Source organism: Hydrogenophaga sp. (genome assembly GCF_011390835.1).
Lineage (GTDB): Bacteria > Pseudomonadota > Gammaproteobacteria > Burkholderiales > Burkholderiaceae_C > Hydrogenophaga.
In genome coordinates this window covers 127,276-150,514 of record NZ_JAABRQ010000002.1, presented here as the reverse complement: position 1 = coordinate 150,514, position 23,239 = coordinate 127,276, and the positions used below count along the sequence as shown (strand labels likewise).

At 65.6% G+C, this 23,239-nt stretch carries 16 protein-coding genes; 8 read left to right on the top strand and 8 right to left on the bottom strand.

Features of this window, described 5'->3' with window-relative positions; genetic code table 11:
- Positions 1-2: 2 nt before the first annotated feature.
- From GPT34_RS02655 to def, 4 genes are all read right to left on the bottom strand, one after another.
- A complete protein-coding gene (locus tag GPT34_RS02655; protein WP_291009408.1) occupies positions 3-3,161 on the bottom strand; it encodes an efflux RND transporter permease subunit in 3,159 nt (1,052 codons plus the stop codon).
- 128 nt (positions 3,162-3,289) lie between these two features.
- On the bottom strand, positions 3,290-4,426 hold the full coding sequence (locus GPT34_RS02650) for an efflux RND transporter periplasmic adaptor subunit (RefSeq protein WP_291009406.1): 1,137 nt from the start codon (positions 4,424-4,426) through the stop codon (positions 3,290-3,292).
- Entirely contained in the window at positions 4,423-5,868 is a 1,446-nt protein-coding gene (locus GPT34_RS02645) for an efflux transporter outer membrane subunit (protein ID WP_291009528.1), read from the bottom strand. Before GPT34_RS02645 ends, GPT34_RS02650 begins: the two co-directional genes overlap by 4 nt.
- Positions 5,869-5,984: 116 nt before the next feature.
- Entirely contained in the window at positions 5,985-6,524 is a 540-nt protein-coding gene (gene def, locus GPT34_RS02640; RefSeq protein ID WP_291009404.1) for a peptide deformylase, read from the bottom strand.
- 105 nt (positions 6,525-6,629) lie between these two features.
- On the opposite strand from def, the gene GPT34_RS02635 reads away from it, so the two are divergent.
- Entirely contained in the window at positions 6,630-7,013 is a 384-nt protein-coding gene (locus GPT34_RS02635) for a hypothetical protein (protein WP_291009402.1), read from the top strand.
- Positions 7,014-7,318: 305 nt separating this feature from the next.
- Here the strand turns inward: GPT34_RS02635 and GPT34_RS02630 are convergent, their stop codons facing one another.
- The 4 genes from GPT34_RS02630 to smc form a co-directional block, all read right to left on the bottom strand.
- A complete protein-coding gene (locus GPT34_RS02630; RefSeq protein WP_291009400.1) occupies positions 7,319-8,008 on the bottom strand; it encodes a hypothetical protein in 690 nt (229 codons plus the stop codon).
- 166 nt (positions 8,009-8,174) lie between these two features.
- Positions 8,175-10,262, bottom strand: a complete 2,088-nt coding sequence (ligA, locus tag GPT34_RS02625; protein ID WP_291009399.1) for an NAD-dependent DNA ligase LigA — start codon at positions 10,260-10,262, stop codon at positions 8,175-8,177.
- Between the two features lie 115 nt (positions 10,263-10,377).
- Positions 10,378-11,520, bottom strand: a complete 1,143-nt coding sequence (locus GPT34_RS02620; RefSeq protein WP_291009397.1) for a cell division protein ZipA C-terminal FtsZ-binding domain-containing protein — start codon at positions 11,518-11,520, stop codon at positions 10,378-10,380.
- A gap of 30 nt (positions 11,521-11,550) precedes the next feature.
- On the bottom strand, positions 11,551-15,072 hold the full coding sequence (gene smc, locus GPT34_RS02615; RefSeq protein WP_291009395.1) for a chromosome segregation protein SMC: 3,522 nt from the start codon (positions 15,070-15,072) through the stop codon (positions 11,551-11,553).
- A 147-nt stretch (positions 15,073-15,219) separates the two neighbouring features.
- Here smc and dapC point away from each other — a divergent pair, with 147 nt between their 5' ends.
- From dapC to GPT34_RS02580, 7 genes are all read left to right on the top strand, one after another.
- Entirely contained in the window at positions 15,220-16,443 is a 1,224-nt protein-coding gene (gene dapC / locus GPT34_RS02610; protein ID WP_291009393.1) for a succinyldiaminopimelate transaminase, read from the top strand.
- 50 nt (positions 16,444-16,493) lie between these two features.
- Positions 16,494-17,318 (top strand): 2,3,4,5-tetrahydropyridine-2,6-dicarboxylate N-succinyltransferase, encoded by an 825-nt coding sequence (gene dapD / locus GPT34_RS02605; protein ID WP_291009391.1) that lies wholly within the window; start codon positions 16,494-16,496, stop codon positions 17,316-17,318.
- A 136-nt stretch (positions 17,319-17,454) separates the two neighbouring features.
- Complete coding sequence (locus tag GPT34_RS02600) at positions 17,455-18,618, top strand: PilT/PilU family type 4a pilus ATPase (RefSeq protein ID WP_291009390.1); 1,164 nt, start codon at positions 17,455-17,457, stop codon at positions 18,616-18,618.
- A complete protein-coding gene (dapE, locus tag GPT34_RS02595) occupies positions 18,618-19,793 on the top strand; it encodes a succinyl-diaminopimelate desuccinylase (protein WP_291009389.1) in 1,176 nt (391 codons plus the stop codon). The genes GPT34_RS02600 and dapE overlap by 1 nt, the downstream gene beginning before the upstream one ends.
- A complete protein-coding gene (gene prmB, locus GPT34_RS02590) occupies positions 19,790-20,662 on the top strand; it encodes a 50S ribosomal protein L3 N(5)-glutamine methyltransferase (RefSeq protein ID WP_291009387.1) in 873 nt (290 codons plus the stop codon). Before dapE ends, prmB begins: the two co-directional genes overlap by 4 nt.
- A gap of 17 nt (positions 20,663-20,679) precedes the next feature.
- Positions 20,680-22,659: an ATP-binding cassette domain-containing protein gene (locus tag GPT34_RS02585; RefSeq protein WP_291009385.1), complete on the top strand. Its 1,980-nt coding sequence runs from the start codon at positions 20,680-20,682 to the stop codon at positions 22,657-22,659.
- A 179-nt stretch (positions 22,660-22,838) separates the two neighbouring features.
- Positions 22,839-23,231 (top strand): hypothetical protein, encoded by a 393-nt coding sequence (locus GPT34_RS02580; protein ID WP_291009383.1) that lies wholly within the window; start codon positions 22,839-22,841, stop codon positions 23,229-23,231.
- Positions 23,232-23,239 lie beyond the last annotated feature (8 nt).

Sequence of the window (23,239 nt, the reverse complement as noted above, 5' to 3'; positions counted from 1 at the left end):
CCTCAGGCCTGCTGCTCGACCATCGCAGGCCGCGCCGATTCGGCTGGTCGCCGCAACAGCTTGTTGAAGAAGATTGCCACATCGTCCACCACGGTGAACACGGCCGGGATCACCAGCAGGCTCAGGAAGGTGGAGGTGATCAGGCCACCAATCACCGCCCAGGCCATGGGCGAGCGGAAGCTGCTGTCGGCCGCGCCCCAACCCACCGCGATCGGCAACATGCCCGCACCCATGGCGATGGTGGTCATGACGATGGGGCGGGCGCGCTTGTGGCAGGCGTCCATGAGCGCATCGAAGCGGTTGAGGCCGTGTATCCGACGGGCCTCGATGGCGTATTCCACCAGCAGGATGGAGTTTTTGGTGGCGATGCCCATGAGCATGATCAGACCGATGAGCGAAGGCATGGAAAACGCCTTGTCGGCCAGCAGCAGCGCCACAAAGGCGCCACCCAGTGACAGTGGCAGCGCCGCCAGGATGGTGAACGGGTGCAGGAAGGCCTTGAACAGCAGCACCAGCACGATGTAGATGCAGAGCACACCCGTGAGCATGGCCAGACCGAAGCTGGCGAACAGCTCGCTCTGCACTTCCGCATCGCCCAGCTCCAGCACCTTCACGCCCGCCGGCAGGTTGTTCACGCTGGGCAGCGCCTCCACCTGGGTCTTGATGTCGCCCAGCGCGATACCGGCGAGTTCGACCTCGAAGTTGATGTTGCGCGCACGGTTGAAGCGGTCGATCACGGCCGGGCCGCCGCCGAATTCCAGCGTGGCCACCTGACCGATCATGACTGGTCCGCGCGTGCCGGGCACGGTCAGGCGCTCCAGCACCGCCAGGTCTTCGCGTGCAGCGGCGTCCAGCTTGACCACGATGGGAATCTGCCGCTGCGGCAGATTCATCTTGGGCAGCGCGCTGTTGTAGTCGCCCACGGTCGCAATGCGCAGGGTTTCGGCGATGGCGCTGCTGGTCACGCCGAGCTCGGCGGCGCGCGCCAGATCGGGCTTGACGATGATTTCGGTGCGCACCAGCGCAGCGCTGCTCTGGATGCTGCCCACGCCGCCAATGGTGCGCAGCTCTCGCTCGATGGCGTTGGCCGCGGTGCTCAGCGCCGCCGCGTCATTACCGGTCAGGGTGAGCACGTATTTTTCGCCTGACCCTCCCAGGCCGACCTTGCTGCGCACGCCGGGCAGGTTGCTCATGGCATCGCGCAACTGGTTTTCGATTACCTGTTTGCGCGGTCGCTCGCCTCGCGCATCGAGCTGGATGGTGAGCGCCGCCTTGCGCGACTCCACCGCGCCCTGCGGCGCAAACGGGTCGCTGCCCGCCGAGCCTGAGCCGATGGTGGTGTAGACCGACTTCACATGCTTCACCGCAGCGACCAGTTGCCGCGCGCGCTCGGCGGTCTGCACCGTCTGCTGCAGCGTGCTGCCTGGGGGTAGCTCGATGTACACCTGGGTCTGCGAGTTGTCGTCTGGCGGGATGAAGCCTTGCGGCAGCAAGGGAATCAGCATCACCGAGCCGACAAAAAACGCCGCCGCAAAGGCCATGGTGATCCACCGGTGGCGCACGCACCAGCCGGCCCAGCCCTGGTAGGTGTCGAGCCATTTCGGCTCTTCCTGCGGATGCGCCCAGGCCCACAAGCCGCCCAGCAGCGCATTCTTCTTGGCCCAGGCTGGCCGGTCTTCGGTCAGCACAAACGGCCGCAGGATGTAAGCCGCCATCATGGGCGTGAGCGCGCGCGCCACGATCAGCGAGGCAAACACCGCGAGCGATGCCGTCCAGCCGAATTGCTTGAAAAATTTGCCTGGAATGCCCGACATGAACGCCGTGGGCAAAAACACCGCGATCAGGGTGAAGGTGGTGGCGATCACGGCCAGACCGATCTCGTCCGACGCCTCCATCGCCGCCTGGTACGGCGTCTTGCCCATGCGCATGTGACGCACCGTGTTCTCCACCTCCACGATGGCGTCGTCCACCAGGATGCCGATCACCAGCGAGAGCGCCAGCAGCGTCACCACGTTGATGGTGAAGCCCAGGTAGTGCATGCCGATGAAGGCCGGGATGGCGGACAAGGGCAAGGCCACTGCTGAGACGATGGTGGCGCGGAAGTCGCGCAGGAACAGCCACACCACCAGCACCGCGAGGATGGCGCCCTCGTAGAGCAGGATCATCGAGCCGTCAAACTCTTCCTGCACCGGCGTCACGAAGTCGAACGACTCGGTGATCTGCAGGTCAGGCCGCTGAACGCGCAGCTCTTGCAGCTGCTTGCGCACGCCCGTGCCCACTTCGATCTCGCTGGCACCGCGGCTGCGCGCGATCTCGAAGCCCACCACCGGCCGACCGTCGAGAAACGCGGCTGCGGTGCGCTCAGCCACCGTGTCTTCGATCTTCGCGATCTGATCGAGTCGGATGCTGCGCCCGTCCGACAGGGCGATCTCCATGCGCGCCAGTTCATCGGCGGATTTCAGCGCTGAGACAGTGCGCAGCGGCTGTTGGCTGCCGCCGATGTCGGCCACGCCTCCGGCGCTCTCGATCTGCACCCGCGCCAGCTGGCGCGAGATGTCGGCCGCGGTGGTGCCCAGCGCCTGCAACTTGAGCGGGTCGAGCTGGATCTGCACCTCGCGGTCCACACCACCGACCCGGTTGACCGCACCCACGCCGCGCACCGACAGCAGCAGCTTGGACACGTCGTTGTCCACAAACCAGGACAGCGCCTCTTCGTCCATCTTGTCCGAGGCCACGGTGTAGGCCAGCACAGCCCCGCCCGCGAGCTCCAGTTTGTTGATGATGGGCTCTTGCATGTCGCTCGGCAGATCGCCGCGCACCCGGGCGACCGCCGAGCGCACATCGTCCAGCGCCTCCTGCGTACCCTTCTCCAGCCGGAACTCGGCGGTGATGGAGACCACTCCGTCCTGCACCTTGGTGAAGATGTTCTTGAGGCCTTGCACCGAAGCGAGGCTGTTCTCGATCACGCGCGCCACGTCGTTTTCGAGCTGGTTCGGCGCAGCGCCAGGCAGGCTGGCCACAATGGTGATGTTGGGCACGTCCAGGTCGGGGAAGTTCTGCACCTTCATCGACTTGAAAGAAAACAAGCCCGCCAGCGTCAGCATGACAAACAGCATGACCGCAGGAATCGGGTTGCGAATGGACCAGGCGGAGACGTTCATGGTGGATTCCCAGGCGCTAGATCAGCGGGCTGATTTGTTCAGGAATCCCGTGGAACTGGCTTTGCCAAGCCACAGGGATTGCCCCCTGCAGGGGGTCGCGCGAAGCGCGGCGGGGATGGCGTCATGCTTCACTGGACCACCTTGACCAAGTCGCCTTCGTTGAGGAAACCCGCGCCTTGCACGGCCACGCGCTCGTCGCCCTTGAGACCGCTGAGGATTTCGACGCGTTCGCCCACCCGCCGCCCGGTCTGCACCTTGAGCGCACTGGCTTTGCCCACCTCGTCCACCGCAAACACGAAGTTGCTACCGTCGCGCACCACGATGGCCGGCGTGGGCAGGGTCAGTGCTTCGCTCTGGCCAATGGCAAAGACGCCGCGGGCGAAGGTGCCCGCCTTCAGGTCTTTGTGGCGCGGCAGATCCACGTACACCAGGATGTTGCGGGTCTGTTCGTTGGCCGACGGCGCGATCGCGCGCACCTTGCCCTCGACGCTGGCACCCGTGGCCATCGTCACCTGGGCGAGCTGACCTACCTCGATACGCCCCACCTCGCTGGCCGTGACCTCGGCGCGCCACTCCATGCGGCTCTGGCGTACCAGACGAAACAGCTCCTGGCCCGAGCCCACGACAGCGCCTACGGTGGCGCTGCGCGCCGAGATCACGCCATCGTCAGGCGCCTTCACCGAGGTGTTGCCCAGGCGGATCTGGGTGGCACCGAGCACCGCCTTGGCGGCTTCCCACTGGGCTTTGGCCACCTTCTCCTGCGTCAGGTACTGCGCTACCTGCGAGGCTGAGAGCGCGCCCGTGTCCTGGATGGAGCGCGCGCGGTCTGCATCGGCCTTGGCGTTGAGGTAGCTGGCCTCGGCCTGCACCGCGCTGGCCTGGCTTTGCAGGGTCTCGGCCTGTGCGCTGTCGCTGGCGAAAACCGCCAGCAACTGACCCTTGCGTACCGCGTCACCCACGTTCACATTCACCTGCGCCAGCCGCAGGCCGCTCACCTCGGCCCCCACGCTGGCCTCCTGCCAGGCGCTCACATTGCCGTTGGCCTCCAGCGACATCGACAGGGTCTCTCGGCTCGGTTGGGTCACGGTCACCGTCATCGAAGGCTTGGGTGACATCGATTCGCTGGGTGTGGCCGCGGAGGAAGCAGCGCCCGGCGCTGGCTGACGGGAAAACCAGACCAGGGCGGAAATTAGGATGACGGCCAGGACTGCGGCCAGGGCCAGCCAGCGATAGCGGCTGTTGGCGGGGGATGACACATGGCTCATGAGGGATCTCTGGCGGCGTTGGCGTTGAGGGGGTCGGTCACACGGGCGGGGTCGAAACCGCCGCCGAGGGCGACGTAGAGGTCGATCCAGGCCTGGATGCGGTCTTGTTGCAAGGTGACAGCGCTGCTGCTGGCATTGAGCTGCAGGCGACGCGCTTCCTCCAGCTCGTTCAGGTTGGCCAGTCCGACCCTGTAGCGCGCCTGTGTGGCGGTGAACGACTGGCTGTAACCATCGAGTGCGGTCCGGGTAGAGGCGGCCTGATCGCGCAAAGACGCCAGGGCCACCAGTGAGCGCTCAACCTCGGCCACTGCATTGCGCAGCGTGGCGGTGTAAGCCACCGCCGCGCTCTCATAGCGCGCCTGGGCGCTGTCGACCCCGGCTTGCAGCGCACCCCGACCGAGCAGCGGCAGGCTGAGGGTGAAGGGCCCGACCGACCAGCTGTTGAAAGACCCGCTGGCATCCGCGCTGCTGACCCGGCTGCGCAGCAGGCTGCCCGAGAGGTTCAGGCTGGGCAAGAGCGCAGCACGCGCCACACCAACCGACTCGGCGGCGGCCACCAGCTCGCGCTGTGCCCGGTACACATCGGGCCGCTGGCGAATCACGGCTGCCGGCACCGCATCCACCGACAGCCAGTCATCCAGCGCCGCGTCTGCCGCCACCGCGGGCGCCTGCGCGAGCTGGACACGCAGCTCGGGCTCAGCGAGGCCCGTGAGCGCAACCAGCGACTTGATCTGTTGTTCGCAGCGCTGCTGCTGCGCCCGGGTGCGGCTCGCCGCGTCGGCGGCGCTTGCTCGCGCCAGCGCAGCGACAGCGGGCGCGGTCAACCCAACTCGCTCGGTTTCGCCCGTCGCTTGGGCCGTGGCAGCGCGCGAATCGCGGTCGTTTTGAGACACGGTCAGCTGAACCTGGCACTGGCGTTGGGCGTAGTACAGGCTGGCCAGCTCGGCGGCCACCAGCACGCGCGCTTCGTGCCAGCCGGCACCCGCCGCGTCCTGGCGGGCCTGCGCGGCCCCAATGCCAGCCGCGCCGCCACCCCAGAGGTCGAGCGCCCAGGATGCCTGCACCCCGGCTCCCAGCGCTGTCGCAGCGGGTTGGCCCAAAACCTGCCGGCTGCGACTGGCGTTGCCCACCGCGGCCAACTGCGGCCCGCTGGCGGTCTGCTCCCCCTGCAGCTGTGCGCGGGCGTCAAAGACCCGGGCACGGGCGGCCGCGATCGAAGGGCTTTGGGCCTGGGTCAGGTCAATCCAGCGCGTGAGCACCGGATCGTCCAGGCGCGCCCACCATTGGGCTAGCGATTCCGAGCGGCCCTGGTGCGCCAGCGGCGGCGCGTACCAGGCCGCGGGTGTGGCGGCCATAGCTGCATCTGCCGCCGGCAAAGGAGATGTGACCGCGCAGGCGCCCAGCAAGGACGCAGCCATCAACGCGGCGCAGGTTCGGATCATCACTTCGGGTGTCCCTGTGGAAATCTGCCTGGAGGCGACTCTATCGCCGAGCCCACCGCGCCTTGTGCCGATTTGTTTCAAGGGCGCATCGGTTTGTTTCGCGGGCGCTGGCCTGTTCAGTCGTCTTCCTGGTCGACGAGATCGGGAAACAGCACCTCGGTATAGCCGAATCGCGAGAAATCGCGCACCCGCATCGGGTAAAGCTTGCCCCAGAGGTGATCGCATTCATGTTGTACCACGCGGGCATGAAAGTCCTCTGCCACCCGATCAATCACCCCGCCGAGGAGGTCAAATCCCTGGTAGCGGATGCGCGCCCAGCGCGGCACCACGCCGCGCATGCCGGGCACCGACAAACAGCCTTCCCAATCTTCGACCTCTTCATCCCCTATCGGGGTGATGGTCGGGTTGATCAGTACAGTGCGCGGCACCGGCTCGGCGTCCGGGTAGCGGGGCACCACCGCACCGGTGCCAAAAATCACCACCTGCAGGTCCACGCCAATCTGGGGCGCGGCCAGGCCGGCCCCGTTGGCGGCCGCCATGGTGTCGCGCATGTCTTGGATCAGCTGGTGCAGTTCGGGCGTGTCGAAGCGGGCCACCGGTTTCGCGATAGTCAGCAGGCGCGGATCGCCCATTTTGAGAATGGTGTGAAGGGTCATGGTGAGGTGAAGAAACCGCACAGGCGGTGTGTTGGCGGGTGACAGGGCATTTTGATGCAGTTAGAGTGTCATAAACGCGTGATGACCACGCACTGGAGAACCCAAATGACACCAAGCTGCACCACCACCCAAGCCACCCGCCCTAGCTGGAGCCGCCGCGCCCTGCCCTGGGCCACTGCCAGCCTGTTGTTGCTGGGTAGCGCCCTCTCTTGGAGCAACGCCCAGGCCCAGGGCGCCGACATCTTCAAAGGCGCCGATCTCGCGCTGGGACAAAAGCTGATCGCAGACAACAAATGTGTGGCCTGCCACATCAGCAAGGTGGGCGGCGACGGCAGCGCCATGTACAAGCCCGCAGGTCGCATCAACAACGCCGGCCTGCTGCGCGGCATGGTGGAGATGTGCAACACCAACATGAACCTGGGCATGTTCCCCGAGGAGGTCACGGCGGTGGCGGCAGTGCTCAACCGCGATCACTACAAGTTCAAGTGAGCCTGCCCTACCGCTGCTCGGCAGGTACCCAACGCTTCATGATGGCCCAGCGGATACCCCAGTAGCCAGAGCGTTGTTCGAATTCGATTCGGTCACCAACCCGGGCATGTTCGTACAGGCCTTTGGAAACGTGAATCAAACGGAGTTTTTCCGTAGAAGCCCAGTCGTTGACTTCGAGTCGGTGGTAAACCCTCTGTCGGCTGAGGAATCCTCGCCCGCGCCTCTCTTCGGTCGATTTCCAAATCACCGGACGCGAAACAACACTGGGCGCTGAAAAATACCAGTCCATGTTGGCACCTCGCAGCTCAGCTGCGCTGGTGCTGAAAGCGCCAAACGCGCCCACACAGCACATCCATCAGAACCAAGTGAACACGGGCACTGCGCCCCAGCAGTATCAACGTGGCGGTGACCAAGGCGGCGAGGATGACCGACCCGGCCACAAAGCTCAGCGTCCGAAAACGCATCGTGTCGACCACAAACGCGCTGCCATCGAGCACGGTGAGCCCCCACGAAACCACGCCATTGATCGCCAATCCAGAGCTGATGCAAAGAATGGCGATGGAAGGGATGAGGAACCTGTCTCGCCCCTTCGGCGCCGAGGTTGGTGCCTGCTGGCCAAGCGCATCTGCCAGCAACTGAAACTCCGGCAGAAGCAAGGCAGCGCTATCCCTCAAGCGGGTTTCGATGGGGGGTTCCCCCGACCAGTCATGGGCCCAAAACGCCATCCAGATACGACCGTTCGCGAAGGTGATTCGCCTCAGGCGACACCCAATACCTGGCGTGGCAAAGAGGTGCTGGACCGTTTGTAGCAGCTTGGAATTGCTGGCGAGCTGGTGGTTCCGGTGGTCGTCATTGGCGGCAACGTATACCAGCGGATCAAAGCCAAAGTGACCAAACTGTCGTTCGACGGTCAACCCCGTCCATTTGAAAAATCGATCCAGCTCACTTTCTCGTTTGAGCTCGAGGCGGTAGCCGCTGGGAACGTCCAGCGCCACGTGCATCCCGTACACGTCACTTCGGAACGACCGAACTCTGGTCTCGCAGGCCACACCACCGATCGAATCGGAATTCCCGTCCCACGTGCGGTGCCAGCGATGCCAACACTGGAAAGCCAGAGTGACCGACAGAGCGACCAACCCAAGCGGGAACCACAAGGGGAACTCAGTCGCCCAGTTTTTCCAAGAGCGCCAACATGCCTGCTTCGTCGAGCACCGCCACGCCGAGCTCCTGCGCTTTGCTGAGTTTGCTGCCGGCCTCGGTGCCGGCCACCACGTAGTCCGTCTTCTTGCTCACTGAGCCAGCGACCTTGGCCCCAGCGGCCTCCAGCATTGCCTTGGCGGCTTCCCGGCTGAGGGTGGGGAAGGTGCCGGTCATCACAAAGGTTTTGCCGGCGAGGGGCCTCGGAGTCTGCTCTGCTGGTTCTCCTTCGGCCCAGGTGAGGCCGCAGGCGCGCAGCTGGTCCACCACTTCTCTGTTGTGGGGCTGGTCGAAGAAGGTGCGCACGCTTTGCGCCACCACTGGTCCGACGTCGTTGACTTCCAGCAGCTGCTCGACGCTGGCATCCATTACCCGGTCCAGGCTGCCGAAGTGGCGCGCCAAATCTTTGGCGGTGGCTTCGCCCACGTGGCGGATGCCCAGGCCAAACAGGAATCTCGGCAGCGTGGTCTGCTTGGATCTTTGCAGCGCACTCAGGATGTTTTGCGCGGACTTGTCGGCCATGCGATCCAGGGCCAGGAGCGCCGTCAGGCCGAGCCGGTAGAGATCGGGCAAGGTCTTGACCACGCCGGTGTCGACCAGCTGCTCGACCAGCTTGTCGCCGAGCCCTTCAATTTCCACCGCGCGGCGCTGCGCAAAATGCAGGATGGCCTGCTTGCGCTGCGCGCCGCAGAATAGCCCGCCGGTGCAGCGGTGGTCCACTTCGTCTTCCTCGCGCACGGCCGCGCTGCCGCACACCGGGCAGTGCGCCGGCATGGTGAACACAGGCGGTTCTCCCGTGCGTTTCTCAAGCAGCACCGCCACCACCTCGGGAATCACGTCGCCTGCGCGGCGCACGATCACCGTATCGCCCACGCGCACGTCTTTGCGGCGCGCCTCGGCTTCGTTGTGCAGCGTGGCGTTGGTGACGGTGACGCCACCGACAAAAACAGGCGCCAGCTTGGCCACCGGTGTGAGCTTGCCGGTGCGGCCGACCTGCACATCGATGTCCAGTACCGTGGTGAGCTGCTCCTGCGCCGGGTACTTGTGTGCCACCGCCCAGCGCGGCTCGCGCGAGACAAAGCCGAGCTGGCGCTGCAGGGCGAGCGAGTTCACCTTGTAGACCACGCCGTCGATGTCATAAGGCAGCTGATCGCGCGCGGCGCCGATCCGCTGGTGAAACGCCACCAGCTCGTCCGCCCCAGTGGCCAAGGTGGTCTGCTCAGCCACCGGAAAGCCCCAGGCCTTGAGCCGCATGAGCATTTGCAGATGGGTTTCGAACGCCGGTCCGCCTTGCTCGGCCGGCGTGAGCTCTCCCAGCCCGTAGGCGAAAAAGCTCAAGGGGCGCTGGGCTGCGATCCCCGAGTCGAGCTGGCGCACGGCGCCAGCCGCGGCATTGCGCGGGTTCACAAAGGTCTTTTCGCCCTTGGCGCCGGCCGCGATCCTGCCGCGCTGACGTTCGTTGAGTGCATCAAAATCGTCGCGCCGCATGTAGACCTCGCCGCGCACCTCCAGCACCGGCGGCGCGTCGGCTGGCAGGCGCAGCGGGACTTGCTGGATGGTGCGCACGTTGCACGTGACGTCTTCTCCCACCTCGCCATCGCCCCGCGTGGCGGCCTGCACCAGTACGCCCTGGTCGTAGCGCAGGCTCATGGCCAGGCCGTCGAACTTGAGTTCAGCCACGTACTCAACGGGCGGCTCGGTCTCGCTCAGACCCAGCGCACGCCGAACGCGCGCGTCGAAGTTGCGGGCGCCGCTGGGTTCGGTGTCGGTCTCGGTGTTGATCGACAACATGGGCACGGCATGGTGCACCGGCGTGAAGCCGTCGAGCACCTGCCCGCCCACCCGCTGTGTGGGTGAGTCTGGCGTCAACAGTGCCGGGTGCGCTGCCTCCAGCGTCTGCAGCTCCTGGAACAGCCGGTCGTACTCCGCATCGGGAATCTCAGGATCGTCCAGGGTGTAGTAACGGTGCGCGTGGTGGTGCAGCAGCGTTCTCAGCTCGGCCGCTCGGTCAGCAGGCGAAGGAGCTGAAGAAAAGAGGTCGGAGGTGCTCATAAGAAAAGGACGGCAGCAGGCCTGTTGGGGCATTCAGCCCGGGATGCCGCGGAACTGGCTTTGCCAGGCCGCCAGCATCGCCCCCTCGGGGGTCACGGGCAGCGGGGCGGGCTGGTCAACTGAACAGCCTCCGCGCCTGCGCCGACCCCGCTGACAAATCCCGGCTGTCCAGCGCGTCGTACAGCCCTTCCAAATCCGCGCCGATGCGGTCCAACGCTTCGGTCGTCAATGCCCGACCCGCGTCGTCGGTGACCACGCCGTCCATGGCCTCGGCCAGCGCGGTGGCGGCTTCGCGCATGCGCACAAAAGGTTGCTCGCTTCGCGGTACGTGCGTGACCTCCAGCGACAAGGCCAGTTCGCGCAGGGCGCTTTGCTCCGGGTCTTCGGCCATGGCGGCCTGGGGATCAAAGGCCAGGCTCAAGATGGGCGCCTGTCCCGCCGTGCTGCCGGGCAACACCATGCGGCCGGGCAAGGCGCCCGCCACGAAGCCAAGCCGGGCAGCGTGTTGCGTCACATAGCCCGGGCTCCAGGCCGCGCGCCGCGCTCGCAGGGTGAAGCCGAGCTGGGCATCGTGGCCGCTGGCAAATGTGTCGAGTTCGCGCGCGCGCGCCACCTCGGCTCGCATGTCGGGGAAATCGGGCGCGGCGCCCACCGCATCGGCAAACGCCTGCGCCTTGACCACGAACTCGGAAAACTCGATGTCGTTGAGAGCACCTGCGCGGTTGGCCAGCTGCACACCGGCCTGAAGAGCCCGATAGCGCTGCCCCAAGCGCGGGGTCTCCCACTCGCCGTTGAGCTCACTCAGACCTTCCACGGCGAAAGGTTTGCTGCCTACGCGCCGGGTGCCCGGGAAGGCCGCCAGCAGCGCATCGCCCGACACCTCGGACTCCAGGGCCAGCGGGGTGATGACGTCAATCAGCGCGTCCAGGCCGGGCCGCTTCTCCGGAGCGGCCACCACGTGGTTCAACGTGACCGGCACAGCCTGGGGTGTTGCGGGCTCGGCGGGCGGTGCGGTGATGGGCGCGTCTCCAGGCATCACGCCCAGTACGGGATCGATGCGGCCGTCGCCCTCCCCGCCGGGTGAGGTGTCGGCAAACACGGGCGCCGCCACGGGGCCTGCGGGGGCAGCGACGCCCTCGCCCCCACGCTCGCGCAGGGTTCGCGGCACATTGCGGCGGGTGATCCAGGCGTTGTAGGCCACCACCCCCGCCAGAACGAGACCGCCGATGATGGCCAGGCTGACTTGCAGTGTGCTCATGGTGCGTGGGTAGGGCGCGAGGTCAAAAGATCAGGTGGCTTCGAGCATACCGGCAGCCGACTCCATGTCCACCGCCACGATGCGCGAAACACCTTGCTCCTGCATGGTCACGCCGATCAGCTGCTCGGCCATTTCCATGGCGATCTTGTTGTGGCTGATGAACAGGAACTGCGTTTCCTTGGACATGTGGGTCACCAGCTTGGCATAGCGCTCGGTGTTGGCGTCGTCCAGCGGCGCATCGACCTCGTCCAGCAGGCAGAACGGCGCCGGGTTGAGCTGGAAGATGGCAAACACCAGGGCGATCGCGGTCAGCGCCTTCTCACCGCCCGAAAGCAGGTGGATGGTCTGGTTCTTTTTCCCCGGCGGCTGGGCCATCACCTGCACGCCCGCGTCCAGAATTTCTTCCCCAGTCATCACCAGCCGCGCGTTGCCGCCGCCGAAGAGCTCGGGGAACATGCGCCCGAAATGCGTGTTGACGGTAGCGAAGGTACTGCCCAGCAGCTCACGGGTTTCGTTGTCGATCTTCTTGATGGCGTCTTCCAGCGTCGTCATCGCCTCGGTCAGGTCAGCGGTTTGCGCGTCGAGGAAGTTCTTGCGCTCACGCGCGGCGGTGAGCTCGTCCAGCGCGGCCAGGTTGACCGCGCCGAGCGATTGGATCTCGCGGTGCAGGCGCTCGATCTCGCCTTGCAGACCCGTCAGGCGCACGTTGCCTTCGGTGATGCTCTGCGCCACCGCAGCCAGATCAGCCTGGGCTTCCTCGAGCTGCTGGCTGTACTGCTCCACACCCAGGCGGGCGGCCTGCTCCTTGAGCTGAAAGTCGGTGATGCGCTGGCGCAGCGGGTCGAGTTCGCGTTCGAGCTTCAGACGGCGCTCGTCGCTGGCGCGCAGTTTGTTCGTGAGGTCGTCGTAGCCGCTGCGCAAGGCGCCCAGCGATTGTTCGCGCTCCAGCTTGGTGGCCAGTGCGCTCTGCAGTCCTGCCTGCGCAGCCGCATCGTTGAGGCGACCCAGCTCGTCAGACGCGCGTTGCTGCTCATCGGCCAGCAGCTTTTCCTGACTGGCCGCGCCTTCCAGCGAGCGCTGCAATTCGCCTTGGCGCGCCTGCAGGCTGCGCAAGGCAAACACGGCTTCCTGGGCACTGCGCTCCAGACTGCGCTGCTGTTCTCGCGCCTGGGCGAGCTGGCGCTCGGCGTCAATCACCGCGTCGTCGAGCTGGGCGTGACGCTCCTGGTGGTCGGCCAGCTCCAGGTCGAGCTCTTCGAACCGCGCTTCGGCCGTGATCCGGCGCTCCTGCAAGGCCTCTAGCTGGGCATCGACCTCGGCCAGGTCCGCTGCTATCTGCTCACCGCGGGCACGGGTCTGCTCGGCGAGCTGGGTCAGCCGCAAGGCTTCGACCTGCAGCTCGTGGGCACGGGTGCGGGTCTCGGCGCCTTCTCGCCGCGCGCTCACCAAGCGCTGCGAGGCCTCGGTGTAGGCGGCCTCGGCTCGAACCAAGGTGGAGCGAGCCTGCTCGGCGATCAGCACCTGGGCCTTGATCTGCTTGTCGAGGTTCTCGATTTCCTGGGCGCGCGCCAGCAGACCGGCCTGTTCGCTGTCGGGCGCGTAGAAACTCACGCTGTGCGCACTGACCGCGTGGCCGCTGGGCACGTAAATCGCCTCGCCAGGTTGCAGTTGATCGCGCTTGGACATGGCTTCATCCAGGCTGGCGGCGCTCAGGCAGCCTTGCAGCCAGTCGGCGAGCAAGGCGCGTTGGCCTGCGTCAGTCAGGCGCAACCAGTCGGCCAGTGGTTTCAGGCCCGACGCGCCTGGGCTGGCCGCGGCAGCGGTGGCGGGTGGGTGGTAGAAGGCCAACTTGGCGGGCGGCGCGTCGTTGGCAAACGCGCGCACCATCTCCAGCCGGGAGACTTCGAGCGCACCCAGGCGCTCGCGCAGTGCGGCTTCCAGCGCGCTCTCCCAGCCGGTTTCAACATGGATGCGGCTCCACAGCCCCTGCAGGCCGTCCAGCCCGTGCTTGGCCAGCCAGGGCGCGAGCTTGCCGTCGGTCTTGACCTTTTCCTGCAAGGCCTTGAGTGCTTCCGAGCGGGCCGACAGGTCGGATTGCCGACCTGATTCCTGGTTCACCGCCTGCTGGGCGGTGCGGCGCTCTTCATCGAGTTGGGGCACGCGGTCTTGCAGTTCGTGCAGCACACCCTCGGCCACCTCGGCGAGCGCCTGTGCGTTGGCCAGCTCGCTCTGTGCGCTCATCACCCGCGCCTCGTCGGGTGCGGCCAGGGCATTTCGGTCGGCACTCAGTTTTTCGTGCCGCTGGTTGAGCTGGCGACTCTGTTCTTCGATGCTGCGCTGCTCGGCGGCAAGCACCTGGATCTGCTGCTGCACCTGGCCCACGCTGTTGCGCTGCTCGTTGGCACGACTCTGCGCCTGACGCAAGGCGTCTTCAAGGGCTGGCAGGGCGCTGGCCTGCTCTTCGCCCTGGGCGGCCAGCACCACCGAATGTTCTTCAGCATCGACCAGACTGGCCGCGATCTGCTCCAGCTCCGCGCCCGCATCGGCGCTGCGCGTGCTCCAGGACGCGATCTGCTCCTTGAGCTGCACCAAGCGCTGTTCGACCCGCGTGCGGCCCTCGACCACAAAGCGGATTTCGGCTTCCAGCTTGCCCACCTCGGCGGTCGCTTCGTACAGCCGGCCCTGCGCCTGGTTGACCTGATCACCCGCCGCGTAGTGCGCCTGGCGGATGGTCTCCAGCTCGGCCTCAACACGCCGCAGATCGGCTGTTCTCGACTCCAGATCGGTCAGCGCCTGGGCCGCGTTGTTTTTCACCTGCGCCTGGTCGGCCTCGGCCTCGGCCCGCCTGAGGAACCAGAGCTGGTGTTGCTTGAGCGTGGCGCTGGACTGCAGCTGCTGGTATCGGGCGGCCACCTCGGCCTGCTTTTCCAGCTTTTCCAAGTTGGCATTGAGCTCGCGCAGGATGTCTTCCACCCGGGTCAGGTTTTCGCGCGTGTCGGCCAGCCGGTTGGCGGTTTCGCGACGGCGTTCCTTGTACTTGGAGACCCCTGCGGCTTCCTCCAGGAACAGGCGCAGTTCTTCGGGCTTGCTCTCAATGATGCGGCTGATGGTGCCCTGGCCGATGATGGCGTAGGCGCGAGGCCCCAGGCCCGTTCCCAGGAACACATCCTGCACGTCGCGGCGGCGCACCGGCTGGTTGTTGATGTAGTAGCTGCTGGTGCCATCGCGCGTGAGCACGCGCTTGACCGCGATTTCGGTGAACTGGCCCCACTGACCACCCGCGCGGTGGTCGCTGTTGTCGAACACCAGCTCCACGCTGGAGCGGCTGGCCGGCTTGCGGTTGTTGGTGCCGTTGAAGATCACGTCCTGCATCGACTCGCCACGCAGCTCGGAGGCCCTGGACTCGCCCAGCACCCAGCGCACCGCGTCCATGATGTTGGACTTGCCGCAGCCGTTGGGCCCCACCACCCCCACCAGCTGGCCCGGCAGCAGGAAGTTGGTCGGTTCGGCGAAAGACTTGAAGCCGGAGAGCTTGATCGAGTTGAGGCGCACGTGGGGTCGGTCGCAGAACGCTAACTATTTGATTTATAAAGAAACTCCTCCCCCTGACGGGGCCGGACCACGATCCGCATGATACCGCGTCGCTCCGGCGGCACAGCGCGCCGCCAGGGGTTTGCATCGCTGGGGATAATCGGCGCGATGAATCCCAAGTTGTCGCTTCTGCAGCCTTACCCTTTCGAGCGGCTGCGCCAGCTCTTTGCCGGCATCACCCCCGACCCAGCCTACCGCGCAATCAGTCTGGGCATCGGTGAGCCCAAGCACGCCACGCCCGCCTTGCTCAAGCAAGCCTTGGCCGACGCGCTGGACACCGGCCTGGCGGGCTATCCCGCCACGGGCGGCGAGCCTGGTCTGCGTGCCGCCTGCGCGGCGTGGCTGAAGCGCCGTTACGGCATCACGGTGGACCCGGCGACTCAGGTGCTGCCAGTCAACGGATCGCGGGAGGCCTTGTTTGCTTTCGCCCAGACCTTGATCGACCCCACCCAGGCAGGGGCGACGGTGGTGTTTCCCAATCCCTTCTACCAAATCTACGAAGGTGCGGCCTTGCTGGGCGGCGCCACACCGCATTACGTCGCCAGCGACCCGGCGCGCAACTTTGCCCCCGACTGGGACAGCGTGCCGGCAGAGGTCTGGGCACGCACCCAGTTGCTCTACGTGTGTTCACCCGGCAACCCTACCGGCGCGGTCATGCCGCTCGACGAGTGGCGCAAGCTGTTTGCCCTCAGCGACCAGCACGGTTTCGTGATCGCATCGGACGAGTGCTACAGCGAGATCTATTTCCGCGATGAACCGCCCCTGGGCGGACTGCAAGCGGCTCAGCAACTCGGGCGCAGCGACTTTCGGCGCCTGGTGGCCTTCACCAGCCTGTCCAAGCGCAGCAACGCGCCCGGCCTGCGCAGCGGTTTTGTCGCGGGAGATGCGTCGCTCATTAAGCCCTTTCTGCTCTACCGCACCTACCATGGCGGCGCCATGAGCCCGGCGGTGCAGGCTGCCAGCGTGGCTGCCTGGGCGGATGAAGACCATGTGGTGGACAACCGGCGCATGTACCGCGAGAAGTTTGCCCAGGTCACCCCGCTGCTGGCCGAGGTGCTGGAGGTGGCGTTGCCCGATGCCGCCTTCTACCTCTGGGCCGGCGTGCCCGCCCGTTTTGCCAACCACACCCCTGGCCTGAGCGCAGACGAGGCGTTCGCCCGCGCCTTGCTGGCTCAATACAATGTGACGGTGTTGCCTGGCAGCTATCTGGCGCGTGAGGTCGGCGGGCGCAACCCGGGCACCGGCCGGATTCGCATGGCCTTGGTGGCTGAAACCGCCGAATGCCTCGAGGCCGCGCAACGCATCCACCGCTTTGTGAGCGGCGCTCGCTGATGGCTTGAACGCCGCTTTTCATTCCTCATTTCTCTATTCAACCGTTTCTCATGACACAACAACTGCAGACCCTGATCGACAACGCCTGGGACAACCGTGCCGAGCTCACACCTGCATCGGCGCCCAAGGAAGTGCTCGATGCGGTGGAACACGTGATTGCAGAACTTAACAATGGCCAGTTGCGCGTGGCCACCCGCGAGTCGGTGGGCCAGTGGACGGTGCACCAGTGGGTCAAGAAAGCGGTTTTGCTGTCGTTCCGCCTAAAGGACAACGTGGTCATGAAAGCGGGTGACCTCGCCTTCTTCGACAAGGTACAGACGAAATTCGCCCATCTGAGCGAAGCCGAGATGAAGGCGACCGGCGTGCGCGTGGTGCCGCCGGCTGTGGCGCGCCGCGGCAGCTTCATCGCCAAAGGCGCCATCCTGATGCCGAGCTACGTCAACATCGGCGCCTATGTGGACGAAGGCACCATGGTCGACACTTGGGCCACGGTCGGTTCCTGCGCGCAGATCGGCAAGAACGTGCACCTCTCGGGTGGTGTCGGCATTGGTGGTGTGCTGGAGCCACTTCAGGCCGGCCCGACCATCATCGAAGACAACTGCTTCATTGGTGCGCGCTCGGAGGTGGTTGAAGGTGTGGTGATCGAGGAGAACTCGGTGATTTCCATGGGTGTCTACATTGGCCAGAGCACCCCCATTTATGACCGCGCTACTGGAACCACGACCTACGGCCGCGTGCCATCGGGCTCGGTGGTCATCAGCGGCAGCCTGCCCAAGGACGGCGGCAAGTACAGCCTGTATGCAGCCATCATCGTCAAGCGGGTGGACGCGCAGACTCGCGCCAAGACCAGCTTGAATGATCTGTTGAGGGATTGAGTTTGACCCACGCCCGTCGCTGCGCTCCGCCCCTCAAGGGGCAACACTTGCGGCCCGGCAAAGCGGGCTCTGCGGTGTTCCCGGTGGGAGCACTGTCGCCGACTACGTATCTGTTTTTTCCTTTTAAGGACATGGCATGAGCAGCGGAACGATGGAGCGCATCCTGCGCCTGATGGCCGACAAGAAGGCGTCGGACGTGTACCTGTCGGCCCAGGCGCCGGCGATGATCAAGATCAATGGGCAGACGATCCCGATCAACAGCCAGGTGCTGCCGCCCGAGGCGCCGCGCAACCTGCTGTCCGAGCTCGTCCCGTCGACACGCATCGAAGAGCTCACCGAAACCGGCGAGCTCAACATGGCGGTGCCGCTGGAGGGCGTGGGCAATTTCCGCGTCAGCGCCATGCGCCAGCGTGGCAGTTACGCGGTGGTGATCCGCTTTGTGCCAGATGAAGTGCCCTCGCTCGACTCGCTCAATGTGGCGCCAATCCTGGCTGACCTGGTGATGGAAAAGCGCGGACTGATCCTGATGGTCGGCTCTACTGGTGCTGGCAAGAGCACCACGCTCGCAGCCATGATCGACCACCGCAACGAAAACGCCGGCGGTCACATCCTCACCGTCGAGGACCCGATCGAGTACGTCTACAAAAACAAGCGCTCGGTGATCAACCAGCGCGAAGTGGGGCCCGACACCGCCTCGCTCCAGGTCGCGCTCAAAAACGCGCTGCGCCAAGCGCCCGATGTGATCCTTATTGGCGAGATCCGCGACCGCGAGACCATGTCGGCCGCCATCTCCTATTCGCAGTCGGGCCACCTCTGCCTGGCGACCCTGCATGCGAACAACAGCTACCACGCGCTTAACCGCATCCTGAGCTTTTACCCGGTCGAGGTTCGCCCGACCATGCTCGGCGATCTTGGGTCTGCGCTGCGCGCCATCGTGTCGCAGCGCCTGCTGCGCACCCACACCGGAGGCCGCGTGCCAGCGATGGAGGTCATGCTCAACACGGCGCTGATCTCCGACCTGGTCCAGAAAGCCGACTTTTCGGGCGTTCGTGAGGCGATGGAAAAATCACTTGCCGAAGGATCACAAAGCTTCGAGCAGGATCTGGCACGCCTCATAGTCGACGGCATCGTCACCCGCACCGAGGGCTTGGCCCAGGCCGATTCGCCGAACAACCTGCTCTGGCGCCTGCAGAACGACTTCAACGCGGCCAAGTCGGCCAACACCGCGTCGGCACCGCTGGAAGATGAAGCCCAGGATCGAGCGACCTTCACCGAGTTCACTCTCGACGTCAAATTCTAATGACCGCTACCCTGCGCCTGACCGAAGCCCTGATCGCCCGCCCCTCCGTCACCCCGCGCGACGAGGGCTGCCAGGCCATGATCGGCGAGCGGTTGACAGCGCTGGGCTTTGCCTGCGAAACGATGGATAGCGGCCCGGCCGATCTGCGCGTCACCAACCTGTGGGCGCGGTTGGGCAGCGGACGACAACCCACCCTGATCTTTGCGGGCCACACCGATGTGGTGCCCACCGGCCCGGTGAGCGCCTGGGGCAGCGACCCGTTTGTACCCACGCATCGGGACGGCAGGCTGTTTGGTCGAGGCGCGAGCGACATGAAGGCCTCTCTGGCGGCCATGGTAGTCGCCTGCGAGGAGTTTTTGGCCGCCACGCCCCAGCCGCCGATTGACATTGCCTTTTTGCTCACGAGCGATGAAGAAGGCCCGGCCACCGATGGCACGGTGATCGTCTGCCACGAGCTCACCCGACGCGGTGAGAGGCTCGACTGGGCCATCGTGGGCGAGCCCACCTCGGTGGAGAAGACCGGCGACATGATCAAGAACGGCCGCCGCGGCTCGCTCAGCGGCAAGCTCACGATCAAGGGCGTTCAGGGTCACATCGCTTACCCCCATCTCGCCAAAAACCCGATCCACCTGGCTGCGCCAGCATTGGCTGCGCTGGCCGCCGAAGACTGGGACGCGGGCAATGCGTTTTTCCCGCCCACCAGCTGGCAGGTGAGCAACATCCACGGCGGCACGGGTGCCAACAACGTCATCCCCGGCACGGTGGTGATCGACTTCAATTTCCGTTTCTCCACCGAGTCCACCCCCGACAGCCTGCGGCAACGCGTGGCGGCCATTCTGGCGGCGCACCAGCTTCGACCGGGCGACAGCTACGACCTGGACTGGAACTTGAGCGGCCTTCCCTTCCTCACCCCGCCAGGCACCCTGGTCGACGCGGTGCGCGACGCCATTCGCAGCGAAACCGGCGTGGAGACGCAGCTCTCGACCACCGGCGGCACCAGCGATGGCCGCTTCATTGCCCAGGTCTGCCCCCAGGTGATCGAGCTCGGCCCACCCAACGCGACCATTCACAAGATCGACGAGTGCGTGGTCGTGGCCGACATTGAGCCGCTGAAAAACATCTACCGGCGCGTGCTGGACAACCTGGCCGCGCAGGCCCTTGGCCAGCAGCCATGACCCTGCAAGACCTCCTGGCCCAGGCCACCGAGCGCCTGGCGGCCGCGCCATTGGCCTATGGCCACGGCACCAACAATGCTCATGATGAAGCGGCCTGGCTGACGCTCTGGCAGCTCGGCCTGCCGCTGGACAGCGATCTGGATACCCTGGCTGGACAGACCCTCTCTGAAGAGCAGTCGCAAGCAGTTCAGTCGCTGATCACCCGCCGCATCGAGACCCGCCTGCCCGCCGCCTATCTCACCCGCGAAGCCTGGCTGCAGGGCGTGCCGTTTTATGTCGACGAGCGCGCCATCGTGCCGCGCAGCTTCATTGCCGAGCTGATCGCCGAGGGCGGCTTCGACGCCTGGCTCAGCGAGTCCACCCGCGAGATTCTCGATCTGTGCACCGGCAACGGTAGCCTGGCGGTGCTGGCGGCTATGGCCTGGCCCGATGTGCGTGTGCTCGCGGCCGACCTGTCGGTCGACGCCTTGGCTGTGGCGCGCATCAATGTCTACAAACACGAACTGCAAGATCGTATCGGCCTGATCGAGTCGAATGGCTTGCAGGCCTGCCCCGGGCCTTACGACCTCATCCTGTGCAACCCACCCTATGTGAACTCCCTGAGCATGAGCGCCCTGCCCGCCGAGTACCGTGCCGAGCCCGAGCTGGCCCTGGCGGGCGGTGCCGATGGCATGGACTTCATTCGCCAGCTGCTGCGCGACGCGCCCAGCCGCCTCTCGCCCAGTGGTGTGCTGGTGCTGGAAATCGGCAACGAGCGACCATTCTTCGAAAGCGCGTTTCCGCGACTGGAAGCGGTGTGGCTGGCCACCAGCGCCGGCGAAGACCAGGTGCTGCTGCTCACCGCTGAATCCCTATCTGCGCACGCCTGAATCGCGGCGCCTGCTCCATGATCACCATCAAGAACATCGTTCTGCGACGCGGCACCAAGGTGCTGCTGGACAATGCCTCCGTCAACATCAACCCGGGCGAAAAAGTCGGTCTGGTCGGCCGCAACGGAGCGGGCAAGTCCAGCCTGTTTCGCCTGCTCGACCACAGCCTGCACGAAGACAAGGGCGACTTCTACGTGCCACCGCAATGGCGCATGGCGCAGGTGGCGCAGGACATGCCCGAGACGGATATTCCTGCCACCCAGTTCGTGATCGAGGGCGACACCACGCTGCTCGCAGCTCAAGCTGAGGTCACCGCGGCAGAAGCCAGCGACGACGGTGAACGGATGGGCCATGCCTACATGGCACTGCACGATGCCGGCGCTCACGACGCGCCGGCCCGTGCACAGGCCCTCATCCTGGGTCTGGGCTTTCGCACCGACGAGCTGGAGCGCCCAGTCAACAGCTTTTCCGGCGGCTGGCGCATGCGCCTTCAGCTGGCGCGCGCGCTGATGTGCCCGAGCGAACTGCTGCTGCTCGATGAACCCACCAATCACCTGGACCTCGATGCCCTGGTCTGGCTGGAAGCCTGGTTGCAGCGCTACGAGGGCACCATGCTGGTCATCAGCCACGACCGCGAGTTTCTCGACGCGGTGACCAACGTCACCGTGCACATCGAGCGCGCCCAGCTCACGCGCTACGGCGGGAACTACAGCCGTTTCGAAGATATGCGAGCCGAGCAGATGGCCTTACAGGCCTCAGCCTTCTCGCGCCAGCAGGAGAAGATGGCGCACCTGCAGAAGTTCATCGACCGCTTCAAGGCCAAGGCCAGCAAGGCCAAGCAGGCGCAAAGCCGGGTCAAGGCGCTGGAACGCATGGAGAAGATAGGCCCGGTGCTGGCCGAGGCGGATTTCACCTTCGAATTCACCGAGCCGCAGAACCTGCCCAACCCCATGCTGGCCATGCAGAATGTGGATTTTGGTTACCCACCGCCCGCTGGCAGCAGCGAACCGATCACCATCGTGCGCGGCATCAGCCGCTCGGTGCAGGCGGGGCAACGCATCGGCATCCTGGGCGCCAACGGCCAGGGCAAGTCCACCGTGGTCAAGACGATTGCCCGCGCACTGCAGCCGCTGGCGGGTCAGGTCACCGAGGGCAAGGGCCTGAACATCGGCTACTTCGCGCAGCAGGAGCTGGACGTGCTGCGTCCGGCCGATACGCCGCTGGAGCACATGATCCGGCTGGTGAAAGAGTGCACCGCCGAAGGTCGTCTGCAAGGTCAGGCCACGCGCGAGCAGGATCTGCGCAGTTTCCTCGGCAGCTTCAACTTCACGGGTGACCAGGTCAAGCAGACCGTGGGCAGCATGAGCGGTGGCGAAAAAGCCCGCCTGGTGCTGTGCATGATCGTTTGGCAGCGCCCCAACCTGCTGCTGCTGGATGAGCCAACCAACCACCTCGACCTCGCGACGCGCGAGGCCTTGTCGATGGCGCTCAACGAATTCGAAGGCACGGTGATGCTGGTCAGTCATGACCGCGCCTTGCTTCGCGCGGTGTGCGACGAGTTCTGGCTGGTCTCGCGCGGCGGTATCGAGCCCTTCGACGGTGACCTGGACGACTACCAGCGCTACCTGCTCGACGTGGCCAAACAGTCGCGGGAAGCACAGCGGCAGGAACAGCGCGCCGCTCAGGCTGCACCCCCGCCAGCCGCCGCACCCGTGGCGGCTGCTTCACCCACTCCAGGCCCTGATCAACGCAAGCAAGAGGCGCTCAGGCGCGAACAGCTCAAGCCGCTGAAAAAGGAGCTTGAGCGCATCGAGAAGCAAATGGCGCAGTTCACTCAGGAGCGCAACGCACTGGAAGCCAGCCTGAATGGACCGGCCGCGCCAGCCGAGCTGGCCGATGCGGGGCGCCAGCTCAAGGCCGTCAATGCGAGTCTGGAGCCCCTGGAAGAACGCTGGCTGGAACTCACCGAGCAAATCGAGGCGGTGAGCACAACGTAGGCGCAGCTGAAAAAGCCAGGTCGCACGGCACGTGACCCAGGTCAAGTCACGGGGAGTCCTCAGGGCTTCTTTTTCCCGCGCCTGTCATGACTAGGCATGGGACTTTTTGACTCTCGCCCCTGACTGCTTCAAGAAGCTGGTGTTCCTGTGCCCTCATGCGCACCGATTAGCATCGGAGCATGAGTACCCAGCCACTGCGCCGCTTGAGTGCGGCAGAAGCCACCGAACTGGCCCGATCTGCCCCCGCCGGCACCTGCAACCACTGCCGCCCTTTCGCCAGCCCTGGCTGGACGTCGTTTCCGGCAACGGCCAGCGCCGCGGAACTGGAAGCCGTGGGTGCCCTGTGGTTACCCGGTGACGACGAACCCACGCTGGACGAATCGCCGCGCCCGACCGGCGTGGACGACTGGTCGGCCGCAGCGCCGATTTCACTGGTCCACCGCCCCTACAACCGCTGCGAGATCTGGGCCTGCCGGCACTGTCGCCTGCCTTTCCTGCGCTACACGGAATATGGCGGCTACTACATGGACCTGCGTATCCGCGAGTTGCATGCCGAGCGGCTGGTGCGCTGAGTCAGAAG

Coding starts and splice junctions, on each gene's coding strand:
- GPT34_RS02580 (WP_291009383.1), top strand. CDS start 22,839: ATGAGTACCCAGCCACTGCGCCGCTTGAGTGCGGCAGAAGCCACCGAA.
- GPT34_RS02655 (WP_291009408.1), bottom strand. CDS start 3,161: ATGAACGTCTCCGCCTGGTCCATTCGCAACCCGATTCCTGCGGTCATG.
- dapC (WP_291009393.1), top strand. CDS start 15,220: ATGAATCCCAAGTTGTCGCTTCTGCAGCCTTACCCTTTCGAGCGGCTG.
- ligA (WP_291009399.1), bottom strand. CDS start 10,262: ATGAGCACCTCCGACCTCTTTTCTTCAGCTCCTTCGCCTGCTGACCGA.
- GPT34_RS02645 (WP_291009528.1), bottom strand. CDS start 5,868: ATGATCCGAACCTGCGCCGCGTTGATGGCTGCGTCCTTGCTGGGCGCC.
- GPT34_RS02600 (WP_291009390.1), top strand. CDS start 17,455: ATGAGCAGCGGAACGATGGAGCGCATCCTGCGCCTGATGGCCGACAAG.
- prmB (WP_291009387.1), top strand. CDS start 19,790: ATGACCCTGCAAGACCTCCTGGCCCAGGCCACCGAGCGCCTGGCGGCC.
- def (WP_291009404.1), bottom strand. CDS start 6,524: ATGACCCTTCACACCATTCTCAAAATGGGCGATCCGCGCCTGCTGACT.
- dapE (WP_291009389.1), top strand. CDS start 18,618: ATGACCGCTACCCTGCGCCTGACCGAAGCCCTGATCGCCCGCCCCTCC.
- GPT34_RS02585 (WP_291009385.1), top strand. CDS start 20,680: ATGATCACCATCAAGAACATCGTTCTGCGACGCGGCACCAAGGTGCTG.
- GPT34_RS02620 (WP_291009397.1), bottom strand. CDS start 11,520: ATGAGCACACTGCAAGTCAGCCTGGCCATCATCGGCGGTCTCGTTCTG.
- dapD (WP_291009391.1), top strand. CDS start 16,494: ATGACACAACAACTGCAGACCCTGATCGACAACGCCTGGGACAACCGT.
- GPT34_RS02635 (WP_291009402.1), top strand. CDS start 6,630: ATGACACCAAGCTGCACCACCACCCAAGCCACCCGCCCTAGCTGGAGC.
- GPT34_RS02650 (WP_291009406.1), bottom strand. CDS start 4,426: ATGAGCCATGTGTCATCCCCCGCCAACAGCCGCTATCGCTGGCTGGCC.